The sequence below is a fragment of the Mesorhizobium sp. P2_D5 genome (genome assembly GCF_056404355.1).
In genome coordinates, this window is sequence record NZ_JBFUEE010000002.1 from 843,705 (window position 1) to 856,158 (window position 12,454).

Genomic DNA, 12,454 nt, shown 5'->3' on the forward strand with positions numbered 1-12,454 from the left:
GCAGGTGCATCGGTGCCTTGTTCGAGGAGACGGCAAAACCGATTGCCGCATAACACACAAGCCAATATAGGAGAACGCGAGGCCGCGAACATGAGATAGCGGCAATCGGATTGGGGAAATACGATGGCAATTGCAACAACGATGCGTCCGCTTGTGTCTCTGGCTTTGCCGCAAGAGGGCGCGGCGCGGCTGGCAACGCAGCTTTTCCTGGCGATCGCCGGAACGCTGCTGCTGACCCTGTCGGCCAAGACCAAGGTGATGCTCGGGCCGGTCGACATTTCGATGCAGACGCTGGCCGTGTTGCTGATCGCCGCTGCCTTCGGGATGCGTCTGGGCGTCGCCACCTTGCTGCTCTACATGGCAGAGGGCGCGATGGGCTTTCCGGTCTTCCAGAGCACCCCGGAAAAGGGTATCGGCATTGCTTACATGCTCGGCTCGACCGGCGGCTATCTCTTGGGTTTCGTGGCCATGGCGGCGATTGTCGGCTGGGCCGCCGATCGGGGCTGGGACCGTCATCCGGTCAAGCTTTTCAGCGCGATGCTGGTTGCCGAAGTCGTCATGATGGCGATGGGCTTTGCCTGGCTGGCGCTGCTGATCGGTCCCGAAAAGTCGTGGCAGTTCGGCGTCGTGCCATTCATCGTCGGCGATCTGATCAAGGTTGCCCTGGCGGCAAGCCTGGTGCCGGCCGTGTGGTCGCTGCTGAAGCGCTCCTGAACACCGGGAGAGATCGAGGACTGGACGGGCGCTTCTGATGAAGGTCCTGGTCACCGGCGCCGCCGGCTTTATCGGCTGTCACGTATCGAAGCGCCTGCTGGAGCGCGGCGACGAGGTTGTCGGCATCGACAGCGTCAACAGCTACTATGATCCGCAGATCAAGGAGGCGAGGCTGCGGCTGCTGGAGGAAGCCAGCCGCAAGACCAATGCGAGCTATCATTTCATCCGCGGCAATCTCGCCGACAAGGGCGTGGTCGATGGTTGCTTTGCGGACCACACGTTTGACCGGGTGATCCATCTCGCCGCCCAGCCAGGGGTTCGCTACAGCCTGGAAAACCCGCATGCCTATGTCGAAAGCAACATCATCGCCTACACCAACATGCTCGAGGCCTGCCGCAGCCGCGCCGTTGCGCATTTGACCTATGCCAGCACCTCGAGTGTCTACGGCGCCAACACCGACATGCCTTTTTCCGAGCATCGGCCGGCCGATCATCCGCTGCAGTTCTACGCCGCGACCAAGCGCGCCAATGAGCTGATGGCGCATAGCTACAGCCATTTGTTCGGGTTGCCCACGACCGGGCTTCGCTTCTTTACGGTGTATGGTCCCTGGGGGCGTCCGGACATGGCGCTTTTCCTGTTCACCAGAAGCATTCTTGCCGGTGAGCCGATCAAGCTGTTCAACAACGGCAACCACACGCGCGACTTCACCTATGTCGATGACATCGCAGAAGGGGTCGTCAGGGCCAGCGATAGCCCGGCTGTCGGCAATGCAGCCTGGGACTCCAGCCGTCCGGATCCGGCCACCAGCAGCGCCCCCTGGCGCATCTTCAACATCGGCAACAGCAAACCGGTGAAGCTGACCGCCTATGTCGAGGCACTGGAAAGCGCGCTTGGTAGGAAAGCCATCATCGAAATGCTGCCGCTGCAGGCCGGCGACGTGCCCGATACCTTTGCCGACACATCGGCGCTGGAGCAGGCGGTCGGCTACCGCCCGGTGACGACGGTTGCCGATGGGGTAGGGCGGTTTGTGGACTGGTACCGGGCGTATTTTGGACTGATCTAACTGAGGCGCGTGTGGCGCGACATAGTCCGGCTGTTTGTCGATCGCCGAGATTGACAAGCCATTGCATGGAACCTAAGCACGAGCGCGGTTTATGTCAGGGCTGGGGGTTTAGGCATGTCAAGGAGAACTTCTTGAAAGGAATTATCCTTGCTGGAGGCAGCGGAACGCGGCTCTATCCGCTAACGTTGGCAGTCTCCAAGCAAATCCTCCCGATATACGACAAGCCGATGATCTATTATCCGCTGAGCGTTTTGATGCTCGCGGGTATCCGCGAGATTCTGATCATTTCAACGCCGCGTGATCTGCCGGTTTTCCGCGAGTTGCTTGGCGACGGATCGGAGTTTGGGCTTGATTTGTCCTACGCCGAGCAACCGCAACCCAACGGACTTGCGGAAGCCTTCATCATCGGCCGGAATTTCATCGGCAAGGACAGCGTGTCGATGATCCTCGGCGACAACATCTATTTCGGCGAAGGCCTGTCGCAGCTCTGCCGTGCAGCGGCATCGCGCGAGACGGGGGCTTCCGTATTCGCCTATCATGTCGAAGATCCGCAGCGTTACGGTGTCGTTTCCTTCGACAAGGTCACCGGAACCGCCCTGACGATCGAGGAAAAGCCAGACAATCCGAAATCCAACTGGGCCGTCACTGGCCTCTATTTCTATGACAACGATGTCGTTGACATTGCCCCGGCGATCCGGCCTTCGGCGCGTGGCGAACTTGAGATCACGGCGGTCAACAATGTCTATCTCGAGCGTGGTCAGTTGCATGTGCATCGATTGGGCCGTGGTTATGCCTGGCTCGACACCGGCACCCACGACAGCTTGCACGAAGCGTCTTCGTTCGTGCGCACGATCGAACATCGCCAGGGCATAAAGGTTGCCTGCCCGGAGGAAATCGCCTTCGAACAGGGCTGGCTGACGGCGGACGATGTCCTCCAGCGCGCCACCCGCCTGGGAAAAAACGAGTATGCCGTCTATCTGCGCCGGCGCGTCGTCGAGCGGTTGGAGGAGTAAATGCTGGAGGTCAGGTCCCTTGGCATCGAAGGCGTGCTGGAAATCATTCCGAAACGACATGGCGATGCGCGTGGTTTCTTCGTCGAAACCTACCATGCCGAGCGCTTTTCGCAGGCCGGCATAGGCTTGAGTTTCGTCCAGGACAATCAGTCCTATTCTGCCGCGGCGGGCGTTCTGCGCGGGCTGCACTACCAACTTGCGCCGCGAGCCCAGGACAAGCTGCTGCGTGTCGTGCGGGGTGCGCTGCTGGACGTGGCGGTCGACATTCGCCGCAGCTCGCCAACCTTCGGAAAATGGGTTGCGCTCGAAATTACCGCCGAGAAGGGCAACCAGATTCTGGTGCCGAAGGGCTTTGCGCATGGCTTCGTGACGCTCGTGCCGGACACCGAAGTCTTGTACAAGGTGACCGATACCTATTCGCCCGAGCACGACCGCTCGATCCGTTTCGACGATCCTGCCATCGGCATCGAATGGCCGTCATTGGCTGGCGGATTCCAGCTTTCGGACAAGGACCTCAAGGCGCCGGTGTTGGCCGCCGCCGAAGTGTTCGCCTGATGGGTTGCATGAGGACAGCAACATGAATTTTCTAGTGACAGGCGGTGCCGGCTTCATCGGTTCTGCGGTGTGCCGGCATCTGTGCGCCAACCCGGCCTATCGCGTGACCAATCTCGACAAGCTTACCTACGCGGGCAATCTGGCCTCGCTGCGGCCGATCGAGAATGCCCACAATTACCGCTTCGCTCATGCCGATATCTGTGACGAGAGGGCGGTGCTCGACATTCTGCATCGGGACGAAATCGACATCGTCATGAACCTTGCTGCCGAAAGCCATGTCGACCGATCGATCGACGGACCCGGGGCATTCATCGAGACCAACATCGTCGGCACCTACAAGGTGCTGAATGCTACGCTGGAATATTGGCGCGGCCTTCCCGACGACAGGAAAAGCCGCTTCCGCTTCCATCATGTCTCGACCGACGAAGTGTTCGGCGACCTTCCTTTCGATGGCGGCCTTTTCGTCGAGGAAACGCCCTATGCGCCATCTTCGCCCTATTCAGCTTCGAAGGCGGCGTCGGACCATCTGGTGCGGGCCTGGCACGAAACCTATGGCCTGCCGGTCGTGCTTTCCAATTGTTCGAACAACTACGGGCCCTATCACTTTCCCGAGAAGCTTATCCCGCTCGTCATCCTCAATGCGCTCGACGAAAAAACGCTGCCGGTCTATGGCGCCGGCGCCAATGTGCGCGACTGGCTGTTCGTCGAGGACCATGCGCGCGCGCTGGAATTGGTGGCCACCAAGGGCACGCCAGGCGAGAGCTACAATGTCGGCGGCAATTCGGAGCGCACCAACCTGGGCGTCGTCGAGACGATCTGCGATCTGCTCGACATCAGGCGTCCTCGGGCGGGCGGCAAGAGCTATCGCGATCTGATCTCTTTCGTCACCGATCGTCCAGGCCATGACCGCCGCTATGCTATTGACGCCTCCAAGATCGGTCGCGAGCTTGGCTGGGCGCCGAAGGAGAATTTCGACAGTGGCCTGGCGAGAACCGTGGACTGGTTTCTCGAAAACAAATGGTGGTGGGGGCCGATCCGCGAAGAGCGCTATGCCGGTGAGCGATTGGGCGAAGCGCGCAAGGGGGCCGCGTGAGGCTCGTTGTCACCGGGCGCGAAGGCCAGGTCGCGTCAAGCCTTCTGGAGGCCGGCCAGAGGCACGCCGGCGTGGAAGTCATCGCAATTGGCCGTCCGGAGCTCGACCTGGCAAAGCCCGATACCGTCATCGATGCTATCGCGGCCGCGAAGCCGGATATCGTCGTGTCGGCTGCCGCCTACACCGCCGTGGATCAGGCTGAGGATGAGCCCGACCTGGCATTTGCTGTGAACGCTGTCGGCGCCGGCAAGGTGGCCGAAGCCGCAGCGCAGCTTGGCATTCCCGTCATTCATCTTTCGACCGACTATGTCTTCGATGGCAGCGCTTCCGGTGCCTATGTCGAAACCGACGCGACCGCACCGCGCAGCGTCTATGGTGCCTCCAAGCTCGCCGGCGAACAGGCGGTGGCAGCCGCCAATCCGCGCCATCTGATCCTGCGCACGGCTTGGGTCTACAGCCCGTTCGGCAAGAATTTCGTCAAGACCATGCTGCGGCTTGCCGCCGACCGGGATGAGATATCGGTGGTCGCCGATCAGTGGGGAAATCCCACCTCCGCGCTCGATATCGCCGACGCAGTCCTGCATGCGGCGGCGACGCTGCATGGCAACAAGAGCTTCGCTGCGTTCGGTGTCTATCATCTGGCCGGCACGGGCGAGGCCAACTGGAGCGGCTTTGCCCGCCATATCCTGGACACAAGCCGAGTGTCTGGTGGCCCTTGGGCGCGAGTACGGGACATTGCTACGAAGGACTACCCGACCAAGGCGCGACGCCCCGCCAATTCCCGGCTATCAAGCGCGAAATTCGCCTCCGTCTTCGGATGGAATGCGCCTGACTGGCGGCAATCGACTGAAGCGGTGGCGCGTCGTGTCCTGGTCTGAAAGACGGGATGGGCTTGAGGCATGAAGAAGGACCTATCGCCGAAATACATGCGCGATGCAGAGGCCGCCTCACAGGCGGTCGACCCAGACGCGCTCGGCCCGGAGGCGGTCGGAGACGTGCCGCAGGGCGTTCAAACCGAGGGCCATGCCGCGGCGGTTAAGGCGCACGCCCCTTCACTTCACGACCTGTACAATGCCCATAGCGGCAAAGTGTCGGACAAATGGTCAAGCTATCTGGATGCATATGACCGCGTTTTTCTGGACTATCGGAAGAAGCCGGTTCGACTCCTGGAAATTGGCGTCCAAAACGGTGGCTCTCTCGAAATCTGGCCGCGATATTTCCCGAATTCGGAACTCATTCTTGGCTGCGATATCGACACGGCCTGCAGCGGTCTGGTCTTCGACGATCAAAAGATTGCTTTGGTCATCGGTGATGCCAATACTGATGAGATAGAAAGAAAAATTGTTGCGAAATCCGCGACATTCGACATCATAATCGATGACGGATCGCATACATCATCAGACATAGTGCGCTCTTTCGCCCGTTATTTCCCTCATCTTTCTGATGGCGGGGTTTTCATAGCGGAAGATTTGCATTGCAGCTACTGGCAGGAATTCGAAGGCGGTCTCTATGATCCGCTTTCGTCGATGTCGTTCTTCAAGCGCTTGCTCGATGTGATCAACCATGAGCATTGGGGACTGCCCCGCTTTCGGGCGGATGCCCTAGCCACGTTCTCCGACAGGTATAAGACCGTATTTGGGGAAGCCTCGCTGGCCTCCATTCATTCCGTCGAGTTTTTGAACTCGCTCTGCATTGTGACCAAGCGTCCAAGTCCGGAAAATGTTCTTGGGACTCGCAATGTGCAAGGCCGGATCGCGCTCGCCGAAAGGGAAATGATTTCTCTTGCCGGCACGACAAGCAAAGCGTTCGATCAAGCCGGAAATCCATGGTCTCTAGCGTCGACGACCATGGAAGAGGAAATCGAGACCAACAGGGCGTTGGTGACGAGCCGCGGGGCGCGGATAGTGGAACTCACCCGCGAGGTGGCCGAGATACGTGAACAGCTCCAGAGCGGTCACGCCCAGATCGCACGGATGGAGTCGGATCTCGTCGAGAGGGCCGAAGAGATTTCAGCCGCGCACGCGACTGTTAGTGCGCTGCAGACCGCGCGCGACAACGAGATCGCACGCGCGCAAGTGCTCCAGGAAAGAATGGAGCAAAGTGAACGGGTCGTTCAAGAGTTCAAGGACTCAACGAGCTGGCGAATTACCAGCCCCTTGCGAGCGCTGTCTGCGATTGCCACGCGGTTGCTGAAAAGGATCGCCGCATTTTTTCGTTGAAGGCGAAATTCAATTGGAGAGAGGCGAGCTCTGCTCTTGGCCTCTCCATCTGAAATCCATTTCTTCAGAACAGGGGCAACATCAAGCCACCGGATATGCTTTCTCATTCATGCGACGGCTGATCGTTCCAGTCGCGCCAACTTGTGGCGTTTGAGACGCACACCGGACCGATCCGGCGGTCCGCTTGCCAAGTCGTCGAATTTTTGTTGCGCAGTCTGGCGGTGTGTGCGAGGTGCCACCTACGCCAACGCAAGGCAATACGCAGCAAACGCAGGACTAATGTCGGCCACCGTTCGCACCCTCTCTGTCAGCCGTTCAACCCCCGCTTTCGCGATTGCGTTTGTTGGTCCGGTCGCGGTGTTCGTGGTTGCGCTCCTCCTGACGGTGCAGGCGAGAGGTGTTCCGGATAACGACTATTGGGGCATTCTCCCTTCAATGGTCGGATCGCTGGACGGGGTACCGACACTGAGGGATCTGTATGTAACGGCAAACGAGCATATTATTGCCGGCGCAAAACTGTTTTATCTGCTGAATTTTCACCTTACCCAAGGGGACAATATCGGCCTGTCGGTCACTGTTGTCGCGTTCTCCCTTCTCATAGCGTTGGTTTTTTCGGGCGCATTGTCGCTCTTTGCGCGATCCTGGTTTGAAGCATTTGTCGTCGGGATAGCCGTGTCGGTGTTCGTATTCAGTCCGCTTGCCGCACACAATTTCTTTGTTGGCATGAGTGGAGTAGCCTGGATCGGCGCAAATCTCTTCACCGTGCTGGCTGTATTGGCTTTTTGGCAGTCGACCGAAAAAGACATGCCGATAGGTTATGTGGCTGCGATCGCGTTGGCTGTTTTTGCCACGCAATTTTACAGCACGGGCCTGACCGCATTGTGTGTGATCGGCATCCAAGGATTTTGCACTGCCAAAACACGGCGGCTCGGCATCTTGATTTTCGCGGCGGGCTTGGCCCTCGTGATTTTTGTCGCAATGAATCAGAAAGTCCCCGATTATCACGCCGCACGCAGTTTCGATCCAATTGGGATTTCGCTGTTTTGCCTGACATTCATTGGTGGCGGCATCGTAACAACCGAAGCGGCCGCAATTCCGCTGGGCGCAATCGGAGTCGCAGCGGCCGCTTTGATCGTTGGGTTTTGCCTTTTGCGGCCTGGCGAAAGCAGGTACCGATCAGCTTTCTGGATTGCGATCATGGCCTATGCCGTCATGTCGGGCGTGCTGGCCGCTATTGGTCGATCGAACATGGGAGGAGACGCGGCAGCCTTAGCCAGCAGATATGCAACCCTTCCGGCGCTTTTTTGGGTCGGACTGTTTGGAGCTGTTTCGTGTCTGGTGTGGCAAGTTGATTTCAAGCGTCGTCTGTCGATCGCCATATTCGCGGCGGTAGCCGCACTGATCGTCGTCAACGGCATGCCGAGGCTGAATGACGCTCTTGTCAGGGCTGAAGGAAAAGATCTCGCAACACTGGCATTGTCGCTCGGTGTCAAAGACCCCGACTTGATGCGATACGTTACATTGGCTGGGGTCGATTACTACAATGTCGAAGACAATTTGAAGAAATTCAATCACGTCCCGTTCAACGGGAGGGACTTCGGCTGCCCCTCGCTCGGCGCCGGGTTGGCAATCCCCACCCAGCCGAACAGCTTGACGGGCTACATTGATGCCGTGTCCAAAATAGAAGATCCGCAGTGGGGACGCGTCTCCGGTTGGGTCGCGGACACCTCGAACAAGTGGCCCCCACTGCTGGGCAGCGATATTCTTACCACCTACCGCTGCATTGCCTTCGTTGACGGCACGGGAACAGTCGTGGGGTTGGGATTGGGAGGAACGCATCGGCCGGACGTGGCGAAGTTCCTCGGGCGAGGGCGTGACGACTATGGCTGGAGTGGCTACATAGATCTTCGACGTGTGCCTGCCAGCCCTGCTTCTCGATCGATATATGCAGTTTTGCTTACGCCGTCTGGGTGGACGAGATTGCAGGCACCTGGGGTTGGATTTCAGTTTTGAAAAGTACCTATGTAAGCGTCGTCAGATTCGCCCGGAAAGTAGCTGAGCGCTGCGGATTGCTTGCGGCGTTGGAGCGGTCGAACAACCGCTTTGCCCTCTGGATCAGAAGTCTGTTCGGCATATACGACAGCGCTGACCTGGTTCGGCTTGACATGCCGTGGTGGACATTCTCCGCGATTGATGCCGTGAACAGTTTTCTGGCCTCGCGCAATCACAAGGCCCGCGTTTATGAATTTGGTGCCGGCGCCAGCACAGTTTGGTTGGCGAAACGAAGCGGCTCAGTCGATTCCGTCGAGCATGACGCTCCGTTCGCGCAAACCATGGGCGGCATTTTTGGCGCCTATCCCAACATCGCTGTGCGAGTTGTGGAGCCGGTAGCCGCCTCTGCTTCCAGCAAGGCCAGGTCCAATCGAAAGGGATATACGCAATGCTCTTTCGATCAATACGTGTCATCGATTGACCGGGTCGACGGCACCTTCGACCTCATTGTGATCGACGGCCGGGCCAGGGTTTCCTGCTTGGCGAAATCGGTTCGCCGTCTGTCTCCGGGCGGTATGATTCTGTTCGACAACAGCAACAGGCCCGAATATCGCCAGGCCATCAATTCTTGCGGCCTGCAGGAGCGCGTGACACGGGGGCTTGCGCCTGCATTGCCATTCCCCAGCCAGACCTCCATTTTGACGCAGAGGGCCTGACGTGCAGACAGTCTCGATACTGGTGCCTGTAAAGGACGAGCAAGACACTGTTCAGGCTTTGATTGCCCAGATCGAGGCCGCCTTCGAGCAGATCGATGCCGCCTCGCTCGAGGAGGTCATCTTTGTTGACGACGGCAGTCGGGACAATACCTGGAAGGAGATTCTGGCCGCCACCAGGGCTTACCCCCATGTAAAGGGCGTTCGGCTTCGGAGGAATTTCGGCAAGGCGGCCGCGCTGCAGGCAGGGATCTCCAACGCGTCGGGCAATATCATCGTCACGATGGATGGAGACCTGCAGGACGATCCGAAGGAAATTTCACGTTTTCTGGACGAAATCCGAGAGGGCTCCGATGTCGTTTCCGGATGGAAGCAGGTGCGCCACGATCCGCTCGGCAAGACGCTGCCTTCAAAGCTGTTCAATCGAGTGACGGCCAAGGTCACCGGCGTCAGCCTGCACGATTTCAACTGCGGCTTCAAAGCCTATCGCTCCGAGGTCTTTGACAACATTCGCCTCTATGGCGAGCTTCATCGTTTCGTTCCAGCCTTGGCCTATGCGACTGGTTTCAAGGTCAGTGAGATCGTCGTGCAGCACCACCCGCGCAGATTTGGAAAATCCAAATATGGGGTTGGTCGCCTGCTCAAGGGCTTCCTGGACTTGCTCACAGTCGTGACCATCACGAAGTTCAATTCGCGCCCCGGCCATCTTTTCGGTGGCCTGGGTGTGGCCGTCTTCTCGATTGGCTTCCTGATTTTCCTGTTTCTCTGTGCGCGGTGGTTCGGCGGTGAAGCCATTGGCGGCCGTCCGTTGCTGCTTGTCTCGACGCTCCTGATGATCGTCGGGGTGCAGTTCACGCTGTTTGGCATGGTCGCCGAGTTGATTGTTGCGACCCGTGGCAATCGCGACCCGGGCATTGTCGCAGAAATTGCAAGTTCCGACGGCAGGCTGCCTGTGAAGCCGATCGGCGCTCGTGCCGAACTCTAGGATCATTCGCGCCGGCGGTGCCGTCATTGCCATTGCGGCAATGTATTTTGTCATACGCTCCGTCTACGGATACGCCGATCAGCTCGCCGATATGCTGCAGCGTCCTCGGTTTGTTGCCGTGGTCGTGTCCTGTGCGCTTCTTTATGCGCTCGCGCTGCAGCTGGTGGGCTTTGCCTGGTTCACCTTGTTGGTTTCGGTCGGAGAAAAGGCAATCTCCGCGGTCCGTGCAATGCGCGTTTTCGCGCGGACCCAAGTCTACAAATATCTGCCGACCAACGTCATCCATCTCGTCGGACGCTTTGTCCTGGCGGCCCGATATGGTGCTGCAAAGGATGCGCTTTCTTACGCGCAGGTGATGGAGATCGTTTTGATGGTCCTCGCCTCCGGAAGCGTGGCACTGCTCTTCTCCTTCTCCTTCCTGCTCAAGATCGGCGAGGACTACGGAATAAGCCGCTATCTGGCATCAGCAGTCTATATCGGCGCCGGACTGGCGGCCCTTATGCTGGCCCCCCTCGTTGCGGGCCGATATTTTAAGCAGAGCCGAAAACACCTCGCATTTTCGATGGCTGCGATCAGCGTCGCTTGCTACGGCCTATTTTTCCTTGCCAATGGCTTGATCGTCGTCCTCCTTGTCCATGTGCTGTACGGACCCACGATCGAGTGGCAGATGGTGATCGGGGTCTCAGCCGCCGGCTGGTTGCTTGGTTTTGTTGTGCCTGGGGCTCCCGGCGGTTTGGGTGTGAGGGAAGCGGTTTTCATCGCGGGCCTTTCCTCGATCGGCATACCCGCGGCCGCGGCCACCGCCGTTGCGGTTACGCATCGGATTATCACCCTTCTGGGCGATGTTCTGTTGTCGGCTGGCGAGTTTGGCTATCGAAAATGGACCGCAGAACCAGATTAGCGCATGGCATTGCGCGTGGCTGCCCGAATGCGACACCTCAAATCCAATTCCACCGGAGAGGTGCTCTATACCTGTTCAAATGAGGTTGACGCTGATAACGAACAGCCTGGTTAATGGAACACGGAATGCTGCTTGAATGCCCAAGACATGTATGGTTACCGGTGGAGCCGGATTCATTGGATGCGCGTTGTCCACCAAATTGGCAGATCGCTTCGATCGCGTAGTTGTCATCGACAGTTTGCATCCGCAGATTCACGCTGAGCGAAAGCGCCCTGCCGAACTTGATCCTCGCGTTGAGCTCATGGTTGCGGATGTGACGGAGGCTTCCACCTGGGCGCAGGCATTGGAAACCACCCGACCTGAAGTTGTCGTGCATCTGGCGGCTGAAACGGGCACGGGACAGTCGCTCACAGAGGCTTCTCGCCACGCGATAGCAAATGTCCTCGGCACAACCCGCATGTTGGATGCCTTCGCCACGGTATCGCATGTTCCCGAGCGCTTTGTCCTGGCTTCGAGCCGCGCCGTCTACGGAGAAGGGGCATGGCGGTCCAGAAATCCGGGAGAGGTAACCTATCCGGGTCAGCGATCGAAGCAGCAGCTTGAACGCGCGGAATGGGATTTTCCCGGGCTTGAGCCTCTGCCGATGGACGCGGAAAAAACGATACCGAATCCAACCAGCATCTACGGAGCCACCAAACTAACCCAGGAACAGATATTGCGAGCTTGGGCTCTTTCGTTCGGGACAACCGTCAACGTGCTCCGCCTCCAGAACGTATACGGTCCTGGCCAGTCCTTGACGAACAGCTACACGGGAATTGTGTCGTTGTTCATCAGGATGGCCAAGGAAGGCAAGAGCATTCCGATCTACGAAGACGGGGATATCGGAAGGGATTTTGTCTTCATCGACGATGTCGCCTCGGCGATTGACAAGGCCACGAGAACAAATCTGTCGCAATCGTTCGCCTATGATGTCGGCACTGGCTACAAGACCACGGTTCTCGATCTGGCGAGGATCATCGCAAAGCGGTATGGGGCGCCGGAGCCGCACGTCAACGGCATGTTCCGCAACGGCGACGTGCGGTGCGCTGTCGCCAATATCGACAGGACGGTCCGCGAACTGGAATGGCGACCTTTGAAAAGTGTGGGCGAGGGGATCGACCAGCTTTCCGAATGGATAGATGCACAGCTCGGCTAGAATTTGGGCTC

Annotated in this window: 12 protein-coding genes; all 12 read left to right on the forward strand. The window is 58.6% G+C overall.

Translation table 11 applies throughout. From position 1 onward, the window contains the following. Positions 1-123 precede the first annotated feature (123 nt). The 12 genes from AC1DYW_RS10805 to AC1DYW_RS10860 all read left to right on the forward strand — a co-directional run bounded on the left by AC1DYW_RS10805 (position 124) and on the right by AC1DYW_RS10860 (position 12,443). Entirely contained in the window at positions 124-714 is a 591-nt protein-coding gene (locus AC1DYW_RS10805; protein ID WP_184871366.1) for a biotin transporter BioY, read from the forward strand. Between the two features lie 37 nt (positions 715-751). Then, positions 752-1,777: an NAD-dependent epimerase gene (locus AC1DYW_RS10810; protein ID WP_477226128.1), complete on the forward strand. Its 1,026-nt coding sequence runs from the start codon at positions 752-754 to the stop codon at positions 1,775-1,777. A 131-nt stretch (positions 1,778-1,908) separates the two neighbouring features. Then, complete coding sequence (gene rfbA, locus AC1DYW_RS10815; RefSeq protein WP_457154263.1) at positions 1,909-2,790, forward strand: glucose-1-phosphate thymidylyltransferase RfbA; 882 nt, start codon at positions 1,909-1,911, stop codon at positions 2,788-2,790. Next, entirely contained in the window at positions 2,791-3,345 is a 555-nt protein-coding gene (gene rfbC / locus AC1DYW_RS10820) for a dTDP-4-dehydrorhamnose 3,5-epimerase (protein WP_095091969.1), read from the forward strand. 22 nt (positions 3,346-3,367) lie between these two features. Then, the gene (rfbB, locus tag AC1DYW_RS10825) at positions 3,368-4,438 is read left to right on the forward strand and encodes a dTDP-glucose 4,6-dehydratase (RefSeq protein WP_477226129.1); all 1,071 of its coding nucleotides are present in this window, start codon (positions 3,368-3,370) and stop codon (positions 4,436-4,438) included. Then, positions 4,435-5,316 (forward strand): dTDP-4-dehydrorhamnose reductase, encoded by an 882-nt coding sequence (rfbD, locus tag AC1DYW_RS10830; RefSeq protein WP_477226130.1) that lies wholly within the window; start codon positions 4,435-4,437, stop codon positions 5,314-5,316. The genes rfbB and rfbD overlap by 4 nt, the downstream gene beginning before the upstream one ends. Before the next feature lie 21 nt (positions 5,317-5,337). Beyond that, positions 5,338-6,657, forward strand: a complete 1,320-nt coding sequence (locus tag AC1DYW_RS10835) for a class I SAM-dependent methyltransferase (protein WP_477226131.1) — start codon at positions 5,338-5,340, stop codon at positions 6,655-6,657. A 279-nt stretch (positions 6,658-6,936) separates the two neighbouring features. Then, the gene (locus tag AC1DYW_RS10840) at positions 6,937-8,670 is read left to right on the forward strand and encodes a hypothetical protein (protein ID WP_477226132.1); all 1,734 of its coding nucleotides are present in this window, start codon (positions 6,937-6,939) and stop codon (positions 8,668-8,670) included. Then, entirely contained in the window at positions 8,667-9,365 is a 699-nt protein-coding gene (locus AC1DYW_RS10845; RefSeq protein ID WP_477226133.1) for a class I SAM-dependent methyltransferase, read from the forward strand. Before AC1DYW_RS10840 ends, AC1DYW_RS10845 begins: the two co-directional genes overlap by 4 nt. A gap of 1 nt (position 9,366) precedes the next feature. Next, a complete protein-coding gene (locus AC1DYW_RS10850) occupies positions 9,367-10,347 on the forward strand; it encodes a glycosyltransferase family 2 protein (RefSeq protein WP_477226134.1) in 981 nt (326 codons plus the stop codon). Further along, positions 10,334-11,248, forward strand: coding sequence for a lysylphosphatidylglycerol synthase domain-containing protein (locus AC1DYW_RS10855; protein WP_477226135.1), 915 nt, complete (start codon positions 10,334-10,336; stop codon positions 11,246-11,248). The genes AC1DYW_RS10850 and AC1DYW_RS10855 overlap by 14 nt, the downstream gene beginning before the upstream one ends. 151 nt (positions 11,249-11,399) lie before the next feature. After that, positions 11,400-12,443 carry an NAD-dependent epimerase/dehydratase family protein gene (locus AC1DYW_RS10860; RefSeq protein WP_477226433.1) on the forward strand — a complete coding sequence of 348 codons (1,044 nt, stop codon included), beginning with the start codon at positions 11,400-11,402 and terminating at the stop codon, positions 12,441-12,443. The last annotated feature ends 11 nt before the right edge of the window (positions 12,444-12,454 follow it).